At 61.2% G+C, this 20,710-nt stretch carries 19 protein-coding genes; 15 read left to right on the top strand and 4 right to left on the bottom strand.

Features of this window, described 5'->3' with window-relative positions:
* Positions 1-62: 62 nt before the first annotated feature.
* Positions 63-1,523: an ATP-dependent RNA helicase RhlB gene (gene rhlB, locus AC2CQI_RS15655; RefSeq protein WP_484577240.1), complete on the bottom strand. Its 1,461-nt coding sequence runs from the start codon at positions 1,521-1,523 to the stop codon at positions 63-65.
* A 102-nt stretch (positions 1,524-1,625) separates the two neighbouring features.
* Positions 1,626-2,282: an alpha/beta hydrolase gene (locus tag AC2CQI_RS15650; RefSeq protein ID WP_075806412.1), complete on the bottom strand. Its 657-nt coding sequence runs from the start codon at positions 2,280-2,282 to the stop codon at positions 1,626-1,628.
* Between the two features lie 335 nt (positions 2,283-2,617).
* Between AC2CQI_RS15650 and AC2CQI_RS15645 the strand changes: the two genes are divergently transcribed.
* The 4 genes from AC2CQI_RS15645 (at position 2,618) to AC2CQI_RS15630 (ending at position 6,767) form a co-directional block, all read left to right on the top strand.
* Positions 2,618-3,646, top strand: a complete 1,029-nt coding sequence (locus AC2CQI_RS15645; RefSeq protein ID WP_075806413.1) for an amino acid ABC transporter substrate-binding protein — start codon at positions 2,618-2,620, stop codon at positions 3,644-3,646.
* 67 nt (positions 3,647-3,713) lie between these two features.
* Positions 3,714-4,883, top strand: a complete 1,170-nt coding sequence (locus tag AC2CQI_RS15640) for an amino acid ABC transporter permease (RefSeq protein WP_484577239.1) — start codon at positions 3,714-3,716, stop codon at positions 4,881-4,883.
* A gap of 10 nt (positions 4,884-4,893) precedes the next feature.
* Positions 4,894-5,991 carry an amino acid ABC transporter permease gene (locus AC2CQI_RS15635; RefSeq protein ID WP_484577238.1) on the top strand — a complete coding sequence of 366 codons (1,098 nt, stop codon included), beginning with the start codon at positions 4,894-4,896 and terminating at the stop codon, positions 5,989-5,991.
* Positions 5,992-6,002: 11 nt separating this feature from the next.
* Entirely contained in the window at positions 6,003-6,767 is a 765-nt protein-coding gene (locus tag AC2CQI_RS15630; RefSeq protein WP_009408188.1) for an amino acid ABC transporter ATP-binding protein, read from the top strand.
* A gap of 151 nt (positions 6,768-6,918) precedes the next feature.
* Here AC2CQI_RS15630 and algW read toward each other — a convergent pair whose 3' ends face one another.
* Positions 6,919-8,079, bottom strand: coding sequence for a Do family serine endopeptidase AlgW (algW, locus tag AC2CQI_RS15625; protein WP_075806416.1), 1,161 nt, complete (start codon positions 8,077-8,079; stop codon positions 6,919-6,921).
* 239 nt (positions 8,080-8,318) lie between these two features.
* Here algW and AC2CQI_RS15620 point away from each other — a divergent pair, with 239 nt between their 5' ends.
* The 3 genes from AC2CQI_RS15620 (at position 8,319) to cysN (ending at position 12,047) form a co-directional block, all read left to right on the top strand.
* Positions 8,319-9,077, top strand: coding sequence for a Nif3-like dinuclear metal center hexameric protein (locus AC2CQI_RS15620; protein ID WP_075806417.1), 759 nt, complete (start codon positions 8,319-8,321; stop codon positions 9,075-9,077).
* Between the two features lie 135 nt (positions 9,078-9,212).
* On the top strand, positions 9,213-10,130 hold the full coding sequence (cysD, locus tag AC2CQI_RS15615) for a sulfate adenylyltransferase subunit CysD (protein WP_009408193.1): 918 nt from the start codon (positions 9,213-9,215) through the stop codon (positions 10,128-10,130).
* A gap of 15 nt (positions 10,131-10,145) precedes the next feature.
* Complete coding sequence (gene cysN, locus AC2CQI_RS15610; RefSeq protein ID WP_484577237.1) at positions 10,146-12,047, top strand: sulfate adenylyltransferase subunit CysN; 1,902 nt, start codon at positions 10,146-10,148, stop codon at positions 12,045-12,047.
* A gap of 160 nt (positions 12,048-12,207) precedes the next feature.
* Here the strand turns inward: cysN and AC2CQI_RS15605 are convergent, their stop codons facing one another.
* The gene (locus AC2CQI_RS15605; protein WP_075806518.1) at positions 12,208-12,687 is read right to left on the bottom strand and encodes an Lrp/AsnC family transcriptional regulator; all 480 of its coding nucleotides are present in this window, start codon (positions 12,685-12,687) and stop codon (positions 12,208-12,210) included.
* A 128-nt stretch (positions 12,688-12,815) separates the two neighbouring features.
* Here AC2CQI_RS15605 and AC2CQI_RS15600 point away from each other — a divergent pair, with 128 nt between their 5' ends.
* The 8 genes from AC2CQI_RS15600 to AC2CQI_RS15565 all read left to right on the top strand — a co-directional run bounded on the left by AC2CQI_RS15600 (position 12,816) and on the right by AC2CQI_RS15565 (position 20,707).
* Complete coding sequence (locus AC2CQI_RS15600) at positions 12,816-14,018, top strand: methionine gamma-lyase (protein ID WP_484580626.1); 1,203 nt, start codon at positions 12,816-12,818, stop codon at positions 14,016-14,018.
* A gap of 159 nt (positions 14,019-14,177) precedes the next feature.
* Positions 14,178-16,322, top strand: coding sequence for a type I secretion system permease/ATPase (locus AC2CQI_RS15595; protein ID WP_484577236.1), 2,145 nt, complete (start codon positions 14,178-14,180; stop codon positions 16,320-16,322).
* Positions 16,319-17,734: an HlyD family type I secretion periplasmic adaptor subunit gene (locus tag AC2CQI_RS15590; RefSeq protein ID WP_484577235.1), complete on the top strand. Its 1,416-nt coding sequence runs from the start codon at positions 16,319-16,321 to the stop codon at positions 17,732-17,734. The genes AC2CQI_RS15595 and AC2CQI_RS15590 overlap by 4 nt, the downstream gene beginning before the upstream one ends.
* A gap of 3 nt (positions 17,735-17,737) precedes the next feature.
* Entirely contained in the window at positions 17,738-18,529 is a 792-nt protein-coding gene (locus tag AC2CQI_RS15585) for a hypothetical protein (protein WP_484577234.1), read from the top strand.
* Positions 18,529-18,888 (top strand): hypothetical protein, encoded by a 360-nt coding sequence (locus AC2CQI_RS15580; RefSeq protein ID WP_484577233.1) that lies wholly within the window; start codon positions 18,529-18,531, stop codon positions 18,886-18,888. Before AC2CQI_RS15585 ends, AC2CQI_RS15580 begins: the two co-directional genes overlap by 1 nt.
* A complete protein-coding gene (locus AC2CQI_RS15575) occupies positions 18,810-19,046 on the top strand; it encodes a beta-barrel domain-containing protein (protein WP_484580625.1) in 237 nt (78 codons plus the stop codon). Before AC2CQI_RS15580 ends, AC2CQI_RS15575 begins: the two co-directional genes overlap by 79 nt.
* 3 nt (positions 19,047-19,049) lie before the next feature.
* Positions 19,050-19,838, top strand: a complete 789-nt coding sequence (locus AC2CQI_RS15570) for a hypothetical protein (RefSeq protein WP_484577232.1) — start codon at positions 19,050-19,052, stop codon at positions 19,836-19,838.
* 2 nt (positions 19,839-19,840) lie between these two features.
* On the top strand, positions 19,841-20,707 hold the full coding sequence (locus AC2CQI_RS15565; protein WP_484577231.1) for a hypothetical protein: 867 nt from the start codon (positions 19,841-19,843) through the stop codon (positions 20,705-20,707).
* Positions 20,708-20,710: the final 3 nt, after the last annotated feature.

Genomic DNA, 20,710 nt, shown 5'->3' with positions numbered 1-20,710 from the left:
TGAAGAACACCAAAAAATCCCAGGCATAAAAAAACGCAGTCCGAAGACTGCGTTCCTTCCAATCACCCGTGCTTCTTCGGCACCGGCTTGAGCAACTCCGTAGGCGGCATCTCGCAACTGATCTTGCGCCCCAGCAGTTCCTCGATCGCCGGCAACTGGTAGGAATCATCCTCACCGGCAAAGCTGATCGACACCCCACTGGTCCCGGCCCGGCCGGTCCGGCCGATACGGTGCACGTAGTCGTCCGGGTCTTCCGGCAGGGTGAAGTTGATCACGTGGCTGATGCCATCGATGTGAATCCCGCGACCCGCCACGTCGGTGGCGACCAGCACGGTAATCCGGCCTTCGCGGAAGTTCTCCAGGGTGCGAATGCGCTTGTGCTGCGGCACATCGCCGGACAACTGTGCGGCATTCACGCCATCACGCACCAGTCGCTCTTCGATCCGCCGCACTTCGTCCTTGCGGTTGGCGAAGACGATGACCCGCTCCCACTTGTTCTCGGTGACCAGGTTGTACAGCAACTTGTACTTGTCGCTGCCGGCCACGGCGTAGACGTGCTGTTCCACGGTTTCGCTGGCGACGTTCTCCGGCTCGATCTCGACGATCGCCGGGTTGGTGGTCCACTGCTTGGCCAGGTTCATCACGTCTTCGGTGAAGGTGGCGGAGAACAGCAGGGTCTGGCGCTCGCTCTTCGGCGGGGTCTGGCGAATGATCTGGCGCACCTGCGGGATGAAACCCATGTCGAGCATGCGGTCGGCTTCGTCCAGGACCATCACCTCGACCATGTCCAGGTGCACCTCACCGCGCTGGTTGAAGTCCAGCAGGCGGCCCGGGGTGGCGACCAGGATGTCGCAGTGGCGGGCTTCGAGGGCCTTGAGCTGCTTGTCGTAGTCCATGCCGCCGACGAAGGTCATCACGTTGAGGCCGGTGTACTTGGTCAGTTGCTCGGCGTCCTTGGCGATCTGCACCACCAGCTCGCGGGTCGGGGCGATGATCAGCGCCCGTGGCTCACCCATGTAGCGCTCTTTCGGCGGCGGGGTCTGCTGCAACTGGGTGATGATCGAGATCAGGAAGGCCGCAGTCTTGCCGGTACCGGTCTGGGCCCGGCCGATGGCGTCCTGGCCGCGCAGGGTGAAACCCAGCACCTGGGCCTGGATCGGCGTGCAATACGGGAAACCGAGGTCATGGATGGCGTGCATCAGCTCGGGGGAGAGCTTGAAGTCGTGGAAACGGGTCTTGCCTTCCTGCGGCTCGACCACGAAGTCTTCCAGCTTCCAGGTCGAGGCCTGGGGTTTCGGCTTGCGCTCGCGGCGCGGCTTGGCGGCAGGTGCAGGCTCGCTGCGGGCAGGTTTGGCCGCTTCCTTGACCTCGGCGCGGGCAGGCGCTTCGGGCTTGCGCGGGGCGACGGGCGTGGGGGCGGGAGCGGGTGCCGGGGCAGGTGGCTGCATCACGGGAGCAGCGCTTTCGGCGACGAGTTGCTCAACCTCGCCTTTGCCGAACATCTTCTTGAGTGCTTTGAGCACGATCTTCTCATCGATTGGTTAAGGAATGTACGCCGGGCAGTGTAATGCAAGATTCGGGCTCGGCGTAGTGGATTGATCCGACAACTACAGGTAATGCGACATTCAGCGCAGACGCTCGCTCAACCAGTGATAGATGTCGCGGATTTCGTCCTGCACCACCTCGTGCTCCATCGGGTACTCCTGCCAGTTGGCGCTGACGCCCCACTGCTTGAGGTATTCGAAGGCGGTACGACCCATGGAGGTCAGGACCACCGGGTCGTGCATGCCATGCAGGCACAGCGCCGGGATGCGCTGCTGGCTGGCGCTGAGCTGGGTGTCTTGCTGGAAGGTCGGGGCGTAGGTGGAGAGGGCCAGTACCCCGCCGAGGGCACTTTGCCACCTTCTATAGGCAGTGTGCAGCACCACGGCACCGCCCTGGGAGAAACCGGCGAGAACGATGCGCGTCGGGTCGATGCCGGCGGCGCGCTGTTCCTCGATCAGGGCGATGACCTGCTCGGCGGACTCTTCCAGTTGCGCCTCGTCGATGGCCCTGGCCGGGCTCATGGCCTTGATGTCGTACCAACTGGGCATTTCATAGCCACCGTTGATCGTCACCGCACGGCTCGGCGCCTGGGGCATAACGAAACGGGTACTGAGCAGGTGTTCCTGCAACGCTTCGGCCACCGGCATGAAGTCGTAGCGATCGGCGCCCAGGCCGTGCAACCAGATCACACAGGCGTCGGCGGTGTTCTGGGGTTCGAGAATCAAAGGCTTGGTCATGACTGCTCCGAAGTAGTGCACGCGATCTCAATGCGGTGCATGAAAAAAAGGCACGCGAGGGCCACAGGGAAAAAAGATGTCGCATTGCTATAACTTTGCCAGTTGCCAAAGGCTGAACCGCTTTAGCCGGGCGATGTGGTACGCGCTTTGCTACACCCCCTTCGACATGATGCGGCGTGTTTCCTCGGTAACACCTTCTCATGGGAAAACCAAGGCTGTCACAGAACAGCGAATTGCGCCAATTGACCCAATAACAAGCCGAAACGGGTCGGATGCGCCTCATAAGGGTGCGGTGCAAGCCGGCTCAACACAATAAGAGCGAACTGGAGGTTTTAATGAAGATGTTGAAGTCCACCCTGGCAGTCATGACGGCTGCCGCAGCGCTGGGCCTGAGTTCCTTTGCCCAGGCGGGTGCAACCCTGGATGCGGTGCAGAAGAAAGGCTTCGTTCAGTGTGGCGTGAGTGACGGTCTGCCGGGCTTCTCGGTACCGGACGCCAAGGGCACCATCATCGGCATCGACGCTGATGTCTGCCGCGCGGTTGCTGCAGCCGTGTTCGGCGATGCGACCAAGGTCAAGTTCAGCCAGCTGAACGCCAAGGAGCGTTTCACCGCCCTGCAATCCGGTGAAGTAGACGTGCTGTCGCGCAATACCACCTGGACCAGCTCCCGCGACGCGGGCATGGGCCTGGTCTTTGCCGGTGTCACCTACTACGACGGCATCGGCTTCCTGGTGAACAAGAAGCTCGGCGTTTCCAGCGCCAAGGAACTGGACGGTGCAACCATCTGCATCCAGGCCGGTACCACCACCGAGCTGAACGTCTCCGACTACTTCCGCGCCAATGGCCTGAAATACACCCCGATCACCTTCGACACCTCCGATGAAAGCGCCAAGTCGCTGGAATCCGGTCGTTGCGACGTGCTGACCTCGGACAAGTCGCAGCTCTACGCACAACGCTCCAAGCTGGCTTCGCCGACCGACTACGTCGTGCTGCCGGAAACCATCTCCAAGGAACCGCTGGGCCCTGTCGTGCGCAAAGGCGACGAAGAGTGGTTCGCCATCGTCAAGTGGACCCTGTTCGCCATGCTCAACGCCGAGGAAATGGGCGTGACCTCGAAGAACGTCGAGGCCGAAGCCAAGTCCACCAAGAACCCGGACGTGGCCCGTATGCTCGGCGCCGACGGCGAGTACGGCAAGGACCTGAAACTGCCGAAGGACTGGGTAGTGAAGATCGTCAAGGAAGTGGGTAACTACGGCGAAGTGTTCGAGCGCAACCTTGGCAAGAGCACCCCGCTGCAGATCGATCGCGGTCTGAACGCCCTGTGGAACCAAGGCGGCATCCAGTACGCGCCACCAGTGCGCTGATTGGCCGGGCCCGCGGTGACGCTTCCGTCATCGCGGGCTGTTTCGTTCCTTACCATCGGGGCATTTCATGCACAATCCACCCAGGGGCTTGTCCCTTAGCGATCCACGCGTTCGCGCGTGGCTGTTCCAGATCCTCACGATCATCTTCGTGGTCGGTCTGGGCTGGTATCTGTTCCACAACACCCAGACCAACCTGCAGCACCGGGGTATCACCTCGGGCTTCGACTTTCTCGAGCGCAGCGCCGGCTTCGGCATCGCCCAGCATCTGATTCCCTATACCGAATCCGATTCCTATGCGCGGGTCTTCGTCATCGGCTTGCTCAACACGCTGCTGGTGACCTTCATCGGCATCATCCTGGCGACCCTGCTCGGCTTCATCATCGGTGTGGCGCGGCTGTCGCCGAACTGGATGATCAACAAGCTGGCCACCGTCTACGTCGAGACGTTCCGCAACATCCCGCCGCTTTTGCAGATCCTCTTCTGGTACTTCGCGGTGTTCCTGACCCTGCCGGGACCGCGGGGCAGCATCAACATCAACGACACCTTCTTCATCAGCAACCGCGGGCTGAACATGCCCGGCGCCTCGGCTGCCGAAGGCTTCTGGCCGTTCGCCGTCGCCGTGTTGCTGGCGATCGCCGCCGTGGTGTTCATGGTGCGCTGGGCCAACCGCCGCTTCGAGGCGACCGGCGAGCCGTTCCACAAGTTCTGGGCCGCCCTCGGCCTGCTGCTGGTGATCCCGGGCCTGAGCGTGCTGCTGTTCGGCAACCCGCTGAGCTGGGAACTGCCGGAATTGAAGGGATTCAACTTCGCTGGCGGCTGGGTACTGATCCCCGAGCTGCTGGCGCTGACCCTGGCCCTGACCATCTACACCGCGGCGTTCATCGCCGAGATCGTCCGCTCCGGGATCCGCTCGGTGAGCCACGGCCAGACCGAAGCCGCCCGTTCCCTCGGCCTGCGTGAAGGCCCGACCCTGCGCAAGGTGATCATTCCCCAGGCCATGCGGGTGATCATTCCGCCGCTGACCAGCCAATACCTGAACCTGGCGAAGAACTCCTCGCTGGCGGCCGGTATCGGCTACCCGGAAATGGTTTCGCTGTTCGCCGGCACCGTGCTCAACCAGACCGGGCAGGCCATCGAAGTGATCGCCATCACCATGAGTGTGTACCTGGCCATCAGCATCAGCATTTCCCTGCTGATGAACTGGTACAACAAGCGCATTGCGCTGATCGAGCGGTAAGGAGACGCGCATGAGTACCCATGTTTTCAAACCCGACATGCCGCCACCGGTGAAAACCGTCGGCGTCGTTGCCTGGCTGCGGGCCAACCTGTTCTCCAGCTGGCTCAACACCCTGCTGACCCTGTTCGCCCTCTACCTGGTCTGGCTGATCGTGCCGCCGCTGCTGCAGTGGTCGATCTTCGACGCCAACTGGGTCGGCACCACCCGCGCCGACTGCACCAAGGAGGGCGCCTGCTGGGTGTTCATCCAGCAGCGCTTCGGCCAGTTCATGTATGGCTACTACCCCACCGAGCTGCACTGGCGCGTGGACCTGACGGTCTGGCTGGCGGTGATCGGCGCGGCGCCGCTGTTCATCTCGCGCTTCCCGCGCAAGGCGGTCTACGGCCTGTGCTTCCTGGTCGCCTACCCGATCATCGCCTACACCCTGCTGCATGGCGGGCACTTCGGCATGACCACCGTACCGACCAGCCAGTGGGGCGGCCTGATGCTGACCCTGGTGATCGCCACCGTTGGCATCGTCGGCGCCTTGCCGCTGGGAATCCTCCTGGCACTCGGGCGGCGCTCGAAAATGCCGGCGGTGAAGGTGGTCTGCGTGACCTTCATCGAGTTCTGGCGTGGCGTTCCGCTGATCACCGTGCTGTTCATGTCCTCGGTGATGCTGCCGTTGTTCCTGCCGGAAGGCATGAGCTTCGACAAGCTGCTGCGGGCCATGATCGGGGTGATCCTGTTCCAGTCGGCCTATATCGCCGAGGTGGTGCGCGGTGGTCTGCAGGCCATTCCCAAGGGGCAATATGAAGCCGCTGCGGCCATGGGCCTGGGCTACTGGCGCGCCATGGGCCTGGTGATCCTGCCGCAAGCCCTGAAGCTGGTGATTCCCGGCATCGTCAACACCTTCATTGCCCTGTTCAAGGACACCAGCCTGGTGATCATCATCGGCCTGTTCGACCTGCTCAACAGCGTCAAGCAGGCGGCCGCCGACCCCAAATGGCTGGGCATGGCGACCGAGGGCTACGTGTTCGCGGCCCTGGTGTTCTGGATTTTCTGTTTCGGTATGTCCCGCTACTCCATGCATCTGGAGCGCAAGCTGGATACAGGCCACAAGCGTTAGGAGAGATTTTGATGAGCGAAGCGATCAAACAGCCTGTAGGCCCTGAAGGCATTATCCAGATGCAGGGCGTGAACAAGTGGTACGGCCAGTTCCACGTACTCAAGGACATCAACCTGAACGTGCGCCAGGGCGAGCGTATCGTCCTCTGCGGGCCGTCCGGCTCGGGCAAGTCGACCACCATCCGCTGCCTCAACCGCCTGGAAGAGCACCAGCAGGGGCGTATCGTGGTGGATGGCGTGGAGCTGACCAACGACCTCAAGCAGATCGAAGCGATCCGCCGTGAAGTCGGCATGGTGTTCCAGCACTTCAACCTGTTCCCGCACCTGACCATCCTGCAGAACTGCACCCTGGCGCCGATGTGGGTGCGCAAGATGCCCAAGCGCAAGGCCGAGGAAATCGCCATGCACTACCTGGAGCGGGTACGGATTCCGGAGCAGGCGCACAAATTCCCGGGGCAGTTGTCCGGTGGTCAGCAGCAGCGCGTGGCGATTGCCCGGGCGCTGTGCATGAAGCCGAAGATCATGCTGTTCGACGAGCCGACCTCGGCACTCGATCCGGAGATGGTGAAAGAGGTACTGGACACCATGGTCAGCCTGGCGGAAGACGGCATGACCATGCTCTGCGTAACCCACGAAATGGGCTTCGCCCGGACCGTGGCGAACCGGGTGATCTTCATGGACAAGGGAGAGATCGTCGAGCAGGCCGCGCCGGATGACTTCTTCGACCGGCCGCAGAATGACCGGACCAAGCTGTTCCTGAGTCAGATTCTGCATTGATGGAGGTGGCTGGCAGATCCTGGTCTGTCAGCCATTCTTGTGTTGTTTTTGAGGGCCTCATCGCTGGCAAGCCAGCTCCCACAGGTTATGCGATCCCTGTGGGAGCTGGCTTGCCAGCGATGAGGCCCTCAAGAGCAATAAAGCTCTGGGATCAGTTCCCTTCTTCCTGAGCCGCCGGCGCCGGTGGTGGCCGCAGCCCCACTTCAGCCATCAGCTTCAGCTGCTTGCCATTGCGCATGACCTCGATGGCCACCTTCTCGCTCGGCTTGATCCGCGCCACCTGGTTCATCGAGCGCCGACCATCCCCGGCCGGTTCGCCATTGATGCTCAGGATCACGTCCCCCAGTTGCAGGCCGGCCTTCTGCGCCGGACCATCGCGGAAGATCCCCGCCACAACGATCCCCGGACGCCCCTGCATGCCGAACGACTCGGCCAGTTCCGCGCTCAGCGGCTGCACCTCGATCCCCAGCCAGCCACGAATCACCTGGCCGTGCTCGATGATCGACTTCATCACCTCCAGTGCCAGCTTGGTCGGAATGGCGAAGCCGATGCCCTGCGAACCACCGGACTTGGAGAAGATCGCCGTGTTGATCCCGGTCAGGTTGCCGTTGGCATCCACCAGCGCCCCGCCGGAGTTGCCTGGGTTGATCGCCGCGTCGGTCTGGATGAAGTCTTCGTAGTTGTTCAGGCCCAGCTGGTTGCGCCCGGTGGCACTGATGATGCCCATGGTCACGGTCTGGCCGACCCCGAACGGGTTGCCGATGGCCAGGGCGACGTCACCGATGCGGATACTGTCGGAACGGCCGATGGTGATCGCCGGCAGGTTCTTCAGGTCGATCTTCAGTACCGCGAGGTCGGTTTCCGGGTCGCTGCCGATGACCCGGGCCAGGGTTTCGCGGCCGTCCTTCAGCGCCACCACGATCTGGTCGGCACCGGAGGTCACGTGGTTGTTGGTCAGCAGGTAGCCTTCCGGGCTCATGATCACCGCCGAACCCAGGCTCGACTCCCAACGGCGCTGCTTGGGCAGGTTGTCGCCGAAGAAGCGGCGGAACTGCGGGTCTTCGAACAGCGGATGGGCAGCCTTGTTGACCACCTTGGTGGTGTACAGGTTGGCGACGGCGGGGGCGGCATGGGTCACGGCGTCGGCGTAGGACACCGGGCCCTGGACCACGGCCGTGGTCTGCGGTGCCTGCTGCAGGTTGACGTCCTGGCTGGGCAGGCCGACCCACTCGGGAAAACGCTGGATGACCAGCATGGCGATCAGCACGCCGGTGAACAGCGGCCAGCCGAAATAACGCAAAGCCTTGAACATTGAACGAATCCTGGGGAGTTGGCCCGAGCCGGTGACGCGATGGGGAAGTGTTTGAAGCGCGCGATGATACTGCGGCAATGACCGGGCAGGAACCGCTAAATCGCTCGGCCCGTGATGCAGTTGGCCGAATGCCGCCAGGTCGTTGCCGGCGGTTTCCCCGAAACCGTCGACGGCCCATAATGGCCGGCATTATACGGGGCCTTGCGCCGTGCTGAACTGCTGAATTGAGGAGTCTTTCCATGGCTGTTGCCCTGACTACCCTGGTCGAGGAAGCCGACCGTTATCTCGGTAGCGCGAAAATCCAGGACTACTGCCCCAACGGCCTGCAGGTCGAGGGCCGTCCGCAGGTGACCCGCATCGTCAGCGGCGTCACCGCCAGCCAGGCGCTGCTGGACGCGGCGGTGGAGGCGGGGGCCGACCTGGTGCTGGTCCACCACGGCTATTTCTGGAAGGGCGAGAACCCTTGCATCACCGGGATGAAGCAGCGCCGCCTGAAAACCCTGCTCAAGCACGACATCAGCCTGCTGGCCTATCACCTGCCGCTGGATGTGCACCCGGAAGTGGGCAACAACGTGCAACTGGCGCGGCAACTGGATATCACCGTCGAAGGCCCGCTGGACCCGAACAATCCGCGGGTGGTGGGCCTGGTCGGCTCGCTGGCCGAACCGGTGTCGGCGCGGGACTTCGCCCGGCGGGTCAGTGAAGCGATGGGCCGCGAGCCCCTGCTGGTGGAAGGCGAGGAGGTCATTCGTCGGGTCGGCTGGTGCACCGGCGGTGGCCAGGGCTACATCGACCAGGCGATCGAAGCCGGGGTCGACCTGTTCATCAGCGGCGAAGCCTCCGAGCAGACCTACCACAGCGCCCGGGAAAACGGCGTCAGCTTCATCGCCGCCGGGCACCACGCTACCGAGCGTTATGGCGTGCAGGCCCTGGGCGACTATCTGGCCCGGCGCTTCGCCCTCGAGCACCTGTTCATCGACTGTCCGAACCCGGTCTGAGCCCAAACGCACGGGCATATCCATAGATTGTTTCGTTCTAGCCACCCTCCTAAATAGAAGCGGGCGCTGTGATAGAGTGGCCCGCTCGAACACGGCCCGCTTGGCCGTCCATAAGATCGATTTCCGTGAGTAGCCATGGTCGACAAACTGACGCATTTGAAACAGCTGGAGGCGGAAAGCATCCACATCATTCGTGAGGTGGCCGCCGAGTTCGACAACCCGGTGATGCTGTACTCCATTGGCAAGGACTCGGCCGTGATGCTGCATCTGGCACGCAAGGCCTTCTTCCCTGGCAAGCTGCCGTTTCCTGTGATGCACGTCGACACCCAGTGGAAATTCCAGGAGATGTACCGCTTCCGCGACAAGATGGTTGAGGAAATGGGCCTGGAGCTGATCACCCACGTCAACCCGGAAGGTGTGGCGCAGGGCATCAACCCCTTCACCCACGGTAGCTCCAAGCACACCGACATCATGAAGACCCAGGGCCTCAAACAGGCGCTGGACAAGCACGGCTTCGACGCCGCCTTCGGTGGCGCGCGCCGCGACGAAGAGAAATCGCGGGCGAAAGAGCGCGTGTATTCCTTCCGCGACAGCAAGCACCGCTGGGACCCGAAGAACCAGCGTCCGGAGCTGTGGAACGTCTACAACGGCAAGGTCAACAAGGGCGAGTCGATCCGCGTCTTCCCGCTGTCGAACTGGACCGAGCTGGACATCTGGCAGTACATCTACCTCGAAGGCATCCCGATCGTGCCGCTGTACTTCGCCGCCGAGCGTGAAGTCATCGAGAAGAACGGCACCCTGATCATGATCGACGACGATCGCATCCTCGAGCACCTGAGCGACGAGGAAAAGGCCCGTATCGTCAAGAAGAAGGTGCGTTTCCGTACCCTCGGCTGCTACCCGTTGACGGGTGCCGTCGAATCGGAGGCCGAGACCCTGACGGACATCATCCAGGAGATGCTCCTGACCCGTACGTCCGAGCGTCAGGGCCGTGTCATCGACCACGATGGCGCAGGCTCGATGGAAGACAAAAAACGTCAAGGCTACTTCTAATTTCAGGGTTACTCCATGTCGCACCAATCCGAATTGATCAGCGAAGACATCCTCGCTTATCTGGCTCAACACGAGCGTAAAGAACTGCTGCGTTTCCTCACTTGCGGCAACGTGGACGACGGCAAGAGCACCCTGATCGGTCGCCTGCTGCACGACTCCAAGATGATCTACGAGGACCACCTCGAGGCCATCACCCGTGACTCGAAGAAAGTCGGCACCACCGGCGAAGAGATCGATCTGGCGCTGCTGGTCGACGGCCTGCAGGCCGAGCGCGAGCAGGGCATCACCATCGATGTCGCCTACCGCTACTTCTCCACCGCCAAGCGCAAGTTCATCATTGCCGACACCCCGGGCCACGAGCAGTACACCCGCAACATGGCCACCGGCGCGTCCACCTGCGACCTGGCCATCATCCTCGTCGACGCCCGCTACGGCGTGCAGACCCAGACCCGTCGGCACAGCTACATCGCCTCGCTGCTGGGCATCAAGCACATCGTCGTCGCCGTCAACAAGATGGACCTGAAGGGCTTCGACGAGCAGGTCTTCGAGTCGATCAAAGCTGATTACCTGGCCTTCGCCGAGGGTATCAACCTCAAGCCGAGCAGCCTGCACTTCGTGCCGATGTCGGCGCTCAAGGGCGACAACGTGGTCAACCGCAGCGAGCGTTCGCCGTGGTACACCGGCCCTGCGCTGATGGAAATCCTCGAGACCGTCGAAGTCGCCGCCGACCGCAACTTCACCGACCTGCGTTTCCCGGTGCAGTACGTCAACCGTCCGAACCTGAACTTCCGCGGCTTCGCCGGCACCATCGCCAGCGGCCTGGTGCACAAGGGCGACGAAGTGGTGGTGCTGCCGTCGGGCAAGAGCAGCCGCGTCAAGTCCATCGTCACCTACGAAGGCGAGCTGGAAAGCGCAGGCCCAGGCCAGGCCGTGACCCTGACCATGGAAGACGAGATCGACATCTCCCGTGGCGACCTGCTGGTGCACGCCGACAACGTCCCGTCGGTGACCGACCAATTCGACGCCATGCTGGTGTGGATGTCCGAGGAGCCGATGCTCCCGGGCAAGAAATACGACATCAAGCGCGCCACCAGCTACGTGCCGGGCTCGATTGCCAGCATCACCCACAAGGTCGATGTGAACACCCTGGAGCAGGGCGCTGCGAGCGCGCTGCAACTGAACGAGATCGGCCGGGTCAAGGTGGCCCTGGACACCGCGATCGCCCTGGACGGTTACGACAGCAACCGCACCACCGGCGCCTTCATCGTCATCGACCGCCTGACCAACGGCACCGTCGGCGCCGGCATGATCATCGCGCCGCCCGTCCTGCCGCATGGCAGCACCGGCCAGCATGGCAAGCAGGCGCACGTCTCCACCGAAGAACGCGCCCTGCGCTTCGGCCAGCAGCCGGCCACCGTGCTGTTCAGCGGCCTGTCCGGCGCTGGCAAGAGCACCCTGGCCTATGCCGTCGAGCGCAAGCTGTTCGACATGGGCCGTGCGGTCTACGTGCTGGATGGCCAGAACCTGCGGCATGACCTGAACAAGGGCCTGCCACAGGACCGCGCCGGTCGCACCGAGAACTGGCGTCGTGCCGCCCACGTGGCGCGTCAGTTCAACGAAGCCGGCATGCTCACCCTGGCGGCGTTCGTCGCGCCGGATGCCGAAGGCCGCGAGCAGGCCAAGGCGCTGATCGGCAAGGACCGTCTGGTCACCGTCTACGTCCAGGCTTCGCCGCTGGCTTGCCGCGAGCGTGACCCGCAAGGTCTGTACGCGGCCGGTGGCGACAACATCCCGGGCGAAAGCTTCCCGTACGATGTGCCGCAGAACGCCGACCTGGTCATCGACACCCAATCCACCAGCGTGGAAGAGGGTGTGAGGCTGGTGCTGGATGTGCTGCGTGCGCGTGGTGCGATCTAAGCGTTATTGCTGACAACAAAAACCCCGCTTCGGCGGGGTTTTTGTTTTCTGACTCGATGGCCTCATCGCTGGCAAGCCAGCTCCCACAGGGTCCGCGGCGCCGCTGAACCCTGTGGGAGCTGGCTTGCCAGCGATGAGGCCCGGATGAGCACCACAACATTTAGATGTGCTTCTCCGAGACCGGAATCACCCGCTTCTCTTTCACTGCCTTGTACGAAAAACTCGAGTAGATCTCCTTCACCCCTGGCAGCGACTGCAAGGTTTCCCGGGCGAACTCCCCGAACGACTCCAGATCCCGGGCCAGCACCTCAAGCAGAAAGTCGTAACGTCCTGAAATGTTATGGCAGGCCACAATCTCCGGAATCTCCATCAACCGCTGCTCGAATGCCCGGGCAATCTCCTTGGTGTGCGAGTCCATCATGATGCTGACGAACGCCGTCACCCCGAAGCCCAGCGCCTTGGGCGACAGGATCGCCTGATAGCCGGTGATATGCCCGCTTTCCTCCAGCAGCTTGACCCGCCGCCAGCACGGCGAGGTGGTCAGGGCCACGCTGTCGGCCAGTTCGGAAATGGTCAGGCGCGCGTTGTCCTGCAAGGCGCCGAGCAGGGCGCGGTCGGTGCGGTCGAGGGCGTTGGGCAAGATTTGCCCGGCCTTGGCTGGATCGTGGAATTTCATGCCCGGAAAGCCCCGTGGTGGTGGTCATATTTGGAAAAATATTAGTTCATCACTGGCATAAGCTTATGGCAATCCAACAAGAGGGCATCGCCATGAGCGGCTCCAGCAAGCAACAGGGATTTGCCACCCGGGCCATTCACCATGGCTACGACCCGCAGGCCCACCGAGGGGCGCTGGTGCCGCCGGTCTATCAGACGGCGACCTACGCGTTTCCCACCGTCGAGTACGGCGCGGCCTGTTTTGCCGGTGAAGAAGCCGGGCATTTCTACAGCCGGATCTCCAACCCGACCCTGGCCCTTCTGGAAAACCGTATGGCGTCGCTGGAAGGTGGCGAGGCGGCCCTGGCCCTGGCATCGGGCATGGGCGCCATTACCGCTACGCTGTGGACCCTGTTGCGCCCGGGCGATGAAGTGTTGCTCGGCAGCACCCTGTACGGCTGCACCTTCGCTTTTCTGCACCACGGCATCGGCGAGTTCGGGGTCAAGCTCAAGCACGTCGACATGGCCGATCTGAAGGCCGTCGAGGCGGCGATTTCCCCGGCGACGCGGATGATCTACTTCGAATCCCCGGCCAACCCCAACATGCACCTGGCGGATATCGCCGGGGTGGCGAAGATCGCCCGGCGCCATGGCGCGACGCTGGTGGTGGACAACACCTACTGCACGCCCTACCTGCAACGTCCGCTGGAGCTGGGTGCCGACCTGGTGGTGCACTCGGCGACCAAATACCTCAGTGGTCACGGCGATATCACTGCCGGGCTGGTCATTGGCGCGAAGACCCTGGTGGACCGGATTCGTCTGGAGGGCCTGAAGGACATGACCGGAGCGGTGCTGTCGCCCCATGACGCGTCGCTGCTGATGCGCGGGCTGAAGACCCTTAACCTGCGCATGGAGCGGCATTGTTCCAATGCCCTGGCGCTGGCGGAATTCCTCAGGAAGCAGCCGGAGGTCGAGGTATTGCATTACCCCGGGCTGCCGTCATTCCCGCAGCATGTGCTGGCGAAGAAGCAGATGGCCTTGCCGGGCGGCATGCTGGCGTTCGAACTGAAAGGAGGGATCGTTGCCGGGCGGCGTTTCATGAATGCGCTGCAACTGTTCTCGCGGGCGGTCAGCCTGGGCGATGCCGAGTCGCTGGCGCAGCATCCGGCTAGCATGACCCATTCGAGCTACACGCCGGAGGAGCGGGCGCGCTACGGGATTTCCGAGGGGCTGGTGCGGTTCTCGGTGGGGCTGGAGGATATCGATGACTTGCTGGGGGATGTGCGGCAGGCATTGAGGGCCTTCTCGTCAGGATAGTTCTCACACGGATTTACCGCTCCACTGTAGTCCTCCTACAAAAACGCGGTTTTTCCACGGATTTGTCTGTCGCGATTTGAAGAAGCAGCATGATTTTTCTCACCGCTGAATGAGCCTAGTTTCCGGGACAACGATTTCCCGGATCATGGAGCGCTCAGGATGGCGGCAGACAATCAGCATCAAGGCGAAATGCCCGACTCCGGCCTGGCCTGCCTGGTCATGCTGGCCCGGTACCACAACCTGGCGGTCAACCCGGAGCAATTGCTCCATCGCTTCGCGGTCGGCAACGGCCGTTTCTGCACGAGCCTGATCCTCCAGGCGTTCAAGCAGCTCGGACTCAAGGCGCGGGTTTCCGATTGCCCTGTCGAGCGTCTGCGCCATCTGCCGTTGCCGGCCATCGCAGTGGACGAGGAGGGCAGGTATTTCATCATCGCCCGGGTGGATGGCGATCAGGTTCTGCTTCAGGACCCTCGACTATCAAGCCCGCAGGTGTCGACGCTTGAGGCGTTAGGCAAGCGCTGGAGTGGCGAGGTCATTCTGGTGCGGTCCTGGGCCCACCTGCCCGGGGCGGTGGCGCGCTTCGACCTGTCCTGGTTCATCCCTGCTGTCGTCAGGCACCGGCGCCTGCTGGGTGAGACTTTGCTGGTGTCGTTTGTCCTGCAACTGTTCGCCTTGCTCACGCCACTGTTTTTTCAGGTGGTGATGGACAAGGTCCTGGTGCATCGGGGGCTGACCACGCTGGATGTCATCGTGATCGGCCTGCTGGTGATCACCCTGTTCGAAAGCCTGCTGGGCATGCTGCGAACCTACGTTTTCGGTCATACCGCGTGCCGCATGGACGTGGAGCTGGGCAAGCGGTTGTTTCAGCACTTGGTGGACCTGCCGCTAGCGTACTTCCGCGCCCGCAGAGTGGGGGATTCGGTCGCCCGGGCCAGAGAGCTGGAAAACATCCGCACTTTCCTCACCGGCAACAGCATCACGGTGGTGCTGGACGTGCTGTTTTCCGGGGTGTTCATTGCCGTGATGTTTGCCTACAGCGGCTGGTTGACCCTGGTCGTTGTGCTATCGCTGCCGTTCTACGTGCTGGTTTCCTTGCTGGTCACACCGCCGTTGCGGGCGCGTCTGGAGCAGAGCTTCAACCGCGGCGCGGAAAACCAGGCCTTCCTGGTCGAGACCATCACCGGCATCGACACCCTCAAGTCGATGGCGGTGGAGCCGCAGGTCACCCGCCGCTGGGATGATCATCTGGCCGCCTATGTCGCGGCCAGCTTCAAGACCCAGAACCTGTCGGCACTGGCCCATGAGAGCGCCAGCCTGATCGGCAAACTGGTCACTGTCGTCACCCTGTGGCTGGGCGCGCGACTGGTGATCGAAGGCGAGCTGACCGTTGGCCAGTTGATCGCCTTCAACATGCTGGCGGGTCGGGTTTCGCAGCCGATCCTGCGGCTGGCGCAGCTGTGGAGCAGCTTCCAGCAAGTCGGGGTGTCCATCCAGCGCTTGGGGGACATCTTCAACACCCGTACCGAAGCCAATCACGGCAACGCCAGCACAATGCCGAGGCTGGGTGGGCAGATCGAACTTGACCAGGTGAGCTTCCGTTATCGCGCCGACGCCAGCGAGGTCTTGCGTGGGGTCAGCCTACGGATTGCGCCGGGGGAGGTCATCGGCGTGGTGGGGCGCTCCGGATCGGGCAAGAGCACCCTGACCCGTCTGGTCCAGCGCCTTTATGCGCCCGAGCGTGGCCGGGTACTGCTCGACGGCATGGACCTGGCCCTCGTGGACGTCTCGTCCCTGCGTCGCCAGATCGGCGTCGTGCTGCAGGAAAACATGCTGTTCCGCCGCAGTGTCCGCGCCAACATCGCCCTGGCTGACCCCGGTGCGCCGCTCGAGGAGATCATCGAGGTGGCGAAGCTGGCTGGCGCCCACGAATTCATCCTGGAATTGCCCGAGGGCTACGACACCCTGGTGGGGGAGCAGGGTGCTTCGCTGTCGGGAGGCCAGCGGCAGCGCCTTGCCATCGCCCGCGCGCTGATGGGCAATCCGCGCATCCTCATCCTCGACGAAGCCACCAGCGCCCTCGACTACGAGTCGGAGCGGATCATCCAGCAGAACATGGCGCGGATCTGCCGCGACCGCACGGTGATCATCATTGCTCATCGACTCTCTGCGGTGCGCCATGCCGACCGGATCCTGGTCATGGAGCGCGGGCAGATCGTCGAACAGGGCCGCCACGACCAACTGCTGCAACAGCCTGACGGGGTCTACAGCCACTTGCACCGCTTGCAGCAAGGCGGTGGCGAATGATGGCCTGGCGCCTGTTGCTGGAGCGCTACCGCGACGCCTGGGTCGATGCCTGGCGCCGGCGCCGGGTGATGGACGGGCCGCGCCGGACGCAGGACGAACTGGAATTCCTGCCGGCTGCGCTGGCACTCCAGGAAACCCCGGTGCATCCCGCGCCGCGCGTGCTCCAGTGGAGCTTGCTGCTGTTCACGGCGCTGGCCGTTGCCTGGGCCTGTATCGGCGAGGTGGATGTGGTCGCCAGTGCGACCGGGAAAGTGGTGCCCAGCGGGCGCAGCAAACGGATCCAGGCCAGCGAAGGTGCGGTGGTGCGGGCGATCCACGTCAGTGATGGACAAGCGGTCCGGGCCGGAGACTTGCTGGTGGAACTGGACGACCGGATCACCGCCGCCGAGGTCGAGCGCCTGGGGGGTGAGCTGCTGGCGGCGCAAATCGACAAGGCCCGGGCCCAGGCCTTGCTCCGGGCCATCGAGCAGCAACGCGAACCGGAACACCTGGCAGCGCTGATTCCCCAGGCCTCGCCCCAGCAGCAACAGGCAGCACAGCGCTGGCTGCTGGGCCAGCACGAGGAGTTGCGTGCCGCGCTGGACCAGGCCACGGCTGAAATCCAGCAACGCGGTGCCGAAGCCCGTTCTGCCGAGGCGCGGGTCGATTCGCTGGTGCAACTGCTGGTCATCACCCGTCAGTTGGCCGCCGACTACCGGCAACTGTGGCAGGAGTCGGCCATGGCCAAGCACCGCTACCTGGAAAAGGAACAGATGCGCCTCGACCAGGAGCGCGAGTTGGCTACCCAGCGCCTGCGGGTGGAAGAGCTGATGGCGGCGAAGGAAGCCGCCGGCCATCGCCATGCCGGCGTCATCGCCCAGACCCGGCGAGCCATGCTGGATCTGCACGGTGAGGCCAGCAAGCGGGCGGGCGGCCTGACTTTGGAGTTGAGCAAGGCCGAGCAGCGGCATCGCCTGAAGCGGCTGGTCTCGCCGGTCGACGGCACGGTACAGCAATTGGCGATTCATACCCGTGGCGGTGTGGTAACCGAAGCGCAGACGTTGATGGTGATCGTCCCGGTCGAGCAACCGGTGGAAGTCGAAGTGCAGTTCGAGAACAAGGATATCGGCTTTGTGTTTCCCGGGCAGACGGTGGAAATAAAGGTCGAGACATTCACGTTCACGCGCTACGGAGTTATTCCCGGCGTTGTCCAGAGTATTTCCAGTGATGCAATCGAAGATGAGCGGCGGGGCTTGGTGTACAGCGCCAGGGTGAAACTTGAGCAGCGGCATATTCGGGTTAATGAACGGGATATTCCTTTGTCTGCGGGTATGGCGGTGCGGGCCGAAGTGATAACGGACAGGCGCAAGGTGATCAGTTATTTCCTGAGTCCGTTGCAGCGGCATGTTAGGGAAAGTCTGGGGGAAAGATAAGACATGGATTTGGTTCTGGGCTTGACAGTGAAGGTTGCATTTTTTCTTCTGAAATGGTCTTGGAATTTTCTCAGGTTGATCGCGCTTCTTCTTATTTTACTAGTGGGGGCTTGCTGTGTACGGACAGTTGTCGAAGTGGTGAAGGCGCCTGAGTCCGTTCGGTACTTTCCAGATCCCTATGTATGCGGCCAAATTTCAGGATATGTCCTGAGGTTCTCAAATAAGTATGTTCCATACTGGGCCGAGTACGAAGGCAAAAGTTCGTGGGAGCCTGGTTTCACGAAAAACAAGAAAGGGTGTGGCGCAAACCTGACCGAGCTTACGCTGATTGCCTCATGGCCAGATATGAAACCTGATGTTAGCGCCTATTTTGCTACCAGTTTTAAATACGATTATGAAGGATTGAGTATATCGATACAGCCGTCGTCGAGAGTGGTGAAGGATATGCAGGGGCTGATGGACTTCAGACTTAGACACCTTTCTCTTGGGCAGCGACGCGCTATTGAATATGTTGAAAGTATGGATCTTTACCATGTTCGGGGCTTTGGCCCCCTTGGGCAAGAACGTGTATCGGACTTCTATTGGAATAAGAAGGATGGGCAAGTGATGTATATGATCTCTTGCCGCTGGTTACCCATACAGAAAAGAAGCGACTCCTGTGAGGTTGAGTTTTTCTATCCGGGGCTTGACGCTTTCGTGAAAATTGATTTTCAAGTTGAAAAAATAGCGCGCTGGCAGGAGGTTGTCCGTGCATCTGTGGGCTTTCTTAATGAAGGTTTGATAGGGAGTGAATGATGAGTAAATTGACCGAGTTTGATCTTGATCATGCCGAAATTCTGCTCAAGGCTGAAGGTCCGGCATCTATGTATAAATATTTGATTTCCAAAGGGGACCGCTATTCAGCGTTGGCTATAGGTGTGGTGGAGCGAGAGTCATTGTCGGGCATCGCAGCGTCAGCTTACCTGGATTTGACTGCAGAGAAATATGGTAAGGAGTTATCGATAGCTGATAAAGAAACGATCATGAGGAGTATGGCGGGGTACTTCTTGAAAGATAGGCGGTCGAATACGGAGTTATTCTCGACGTTGTCCAGAGTATTTCCAGCGATGCCATTGAAGATGAGCGGCGCGGCTTGGTGTATAGCGCCAGGATAAAACTTGAGCAACGGCGTATTCGGGTTAATGAGCGGGGCATTCCTCTGCCTGCAGGTATGGCAGTGCGGGCCGAAGTGATAACGGACAGGCGCAAGGTGATCAGTTATTTCCTGAGTCCGTTGCAGCGGCATGTTCGGGAAAGTCTGGGGGAGAGATAAGTTATGAATGTTGCGCTGGGTTTGCTGCTGAAAACTGCACTCGTGATGATGGTGTGGTTTTGGAATTCTCTGCGGTTGTTTGCGCTGTTGCTGATTGTCCTGCTCGGAGCTTTGAGTGTGTGGAATATTGTTGAGGTCGTCAGGTGGCCTGCTCCAATTCATTACTTCCAAGATCCTTATGTGTGTGGGCAGATCTCTGGTTATGTGCTCAGGTTTTCAAGGAAGTATGTGTTTCGCTGGCCGGAGTATGAGGGTCTGAGCTCGTGGGAACCTGGGTTTCACAAAAATAAGAGCGGGTGCGATGCAAATTTGAGGGCGCTTAAGTTGATTGCCTCTTGGCCGGAAATGAAACCTGACGTGAATTCATATGGTTCTGCTGGTTTTAAATATGATTTCCAAGGCTTGAGCATATACATAGTGCCGGCGTCGAACGCGGTCACAGACATGCAGCGTTTATTGATGCTGACGCTGGAAGGCCTAACTCCTGAACAGCGCCGCAGTATTAAATATATTGATAGCTTGGGACTTTATCACGTCCGTGGATTTGGCCCGATGAGCCGAAAAGACATCGCTGATCTTTACTGGAGTGAGAAAGATGGAGAAGTGATACATGTGGCTTATTGCCCATGGTTACCTATTCAGAAAAGATTAGGAGAGTGTAGTTTCAGGTTTTTTGTACCGGAGCTAGGGGCTTTTGTCGAAGTTGAGTTTCAAGTTGAAAAGTTAGGGCGCTGGCGCGAGATTGTTCGTGCAGCTATAGATTTTCTTAACGAAGGGCTGGTGGGGAGTTGATTATGAGTAAATTGACAGATGCTGATCTGGCGCATGCTAGGGGGTTGCTTGAAAATGAAGGGCCTGCATCAATGTATGAGTATCTTGGGGGAAAAGGAGATCGATACTCAAAGTTGGCCGCTGGGGTGGTCGAGCTAAAATCTTTGTCAGGTATCGCAGCGTCTAGCTATATGCATTCGATTGCCGCTAAACATGACAAGCAGCTTTCGAAGACAGACGTAGAGGTGATCATGCGTGGCATGGCGGACTCCTACCTTCAGGATATGAATTCGAGGTTGCAGGGCGGAGTGGTTAATACAGAAATAGACCATGTGGCGGCGTCGGAATTTCATAGTAGAACATTCCGGAGGAGTGGCTTGCCTGATGAGGCCTGGACTCTCTACCCTGTTTTAGACGTGCTGACTGAACAAGGCAAGGTAGCCTACTGGAATGCCTTGCGCGGGTTCCGACAGGGTATCGACAAGATCGACCTGAGCCAGACGGGTATCGAAAGCTTCGAAGCGCTGGAACTGTCCAAGGTGCAGCGGGCAACCATCAACGGGCTGGCGCAGATCCATGGGGTTTCGGTGAAGTCCAGCGCCTTGGGGAGCGACGGCAAGCCTGTCGAGTTGCTGTACCTGGATGCTCTGGACCTTGTCCAGGCTACCCGTGACGACTTCATCTTAGCCCAGGCGGGGCAATCGCCCGCCACTCCGGACCCGACGCCGCCCGAAGCGCCTGGAGCCACGCTGCTGGCGTCGCTCGCAGTGCCTGATATCGGTCACCTGATCGATTCGATGGCAGCCTTCGCGCCCCAGGCGCAGCCGGGGTTCCTGCCGATGGATGACGGGCACCGGAATATAGCGGCGATGATGGCGGTGGGCGCGTAAGGG

Source organism: Pseudomonas sp. P2S-1 (genome assembly GCF_057197725.1).
Note: the sequence above shows the minus strand (reverse complement) of the source record. Positions and strands in the feature narration are given on the sequence as shown.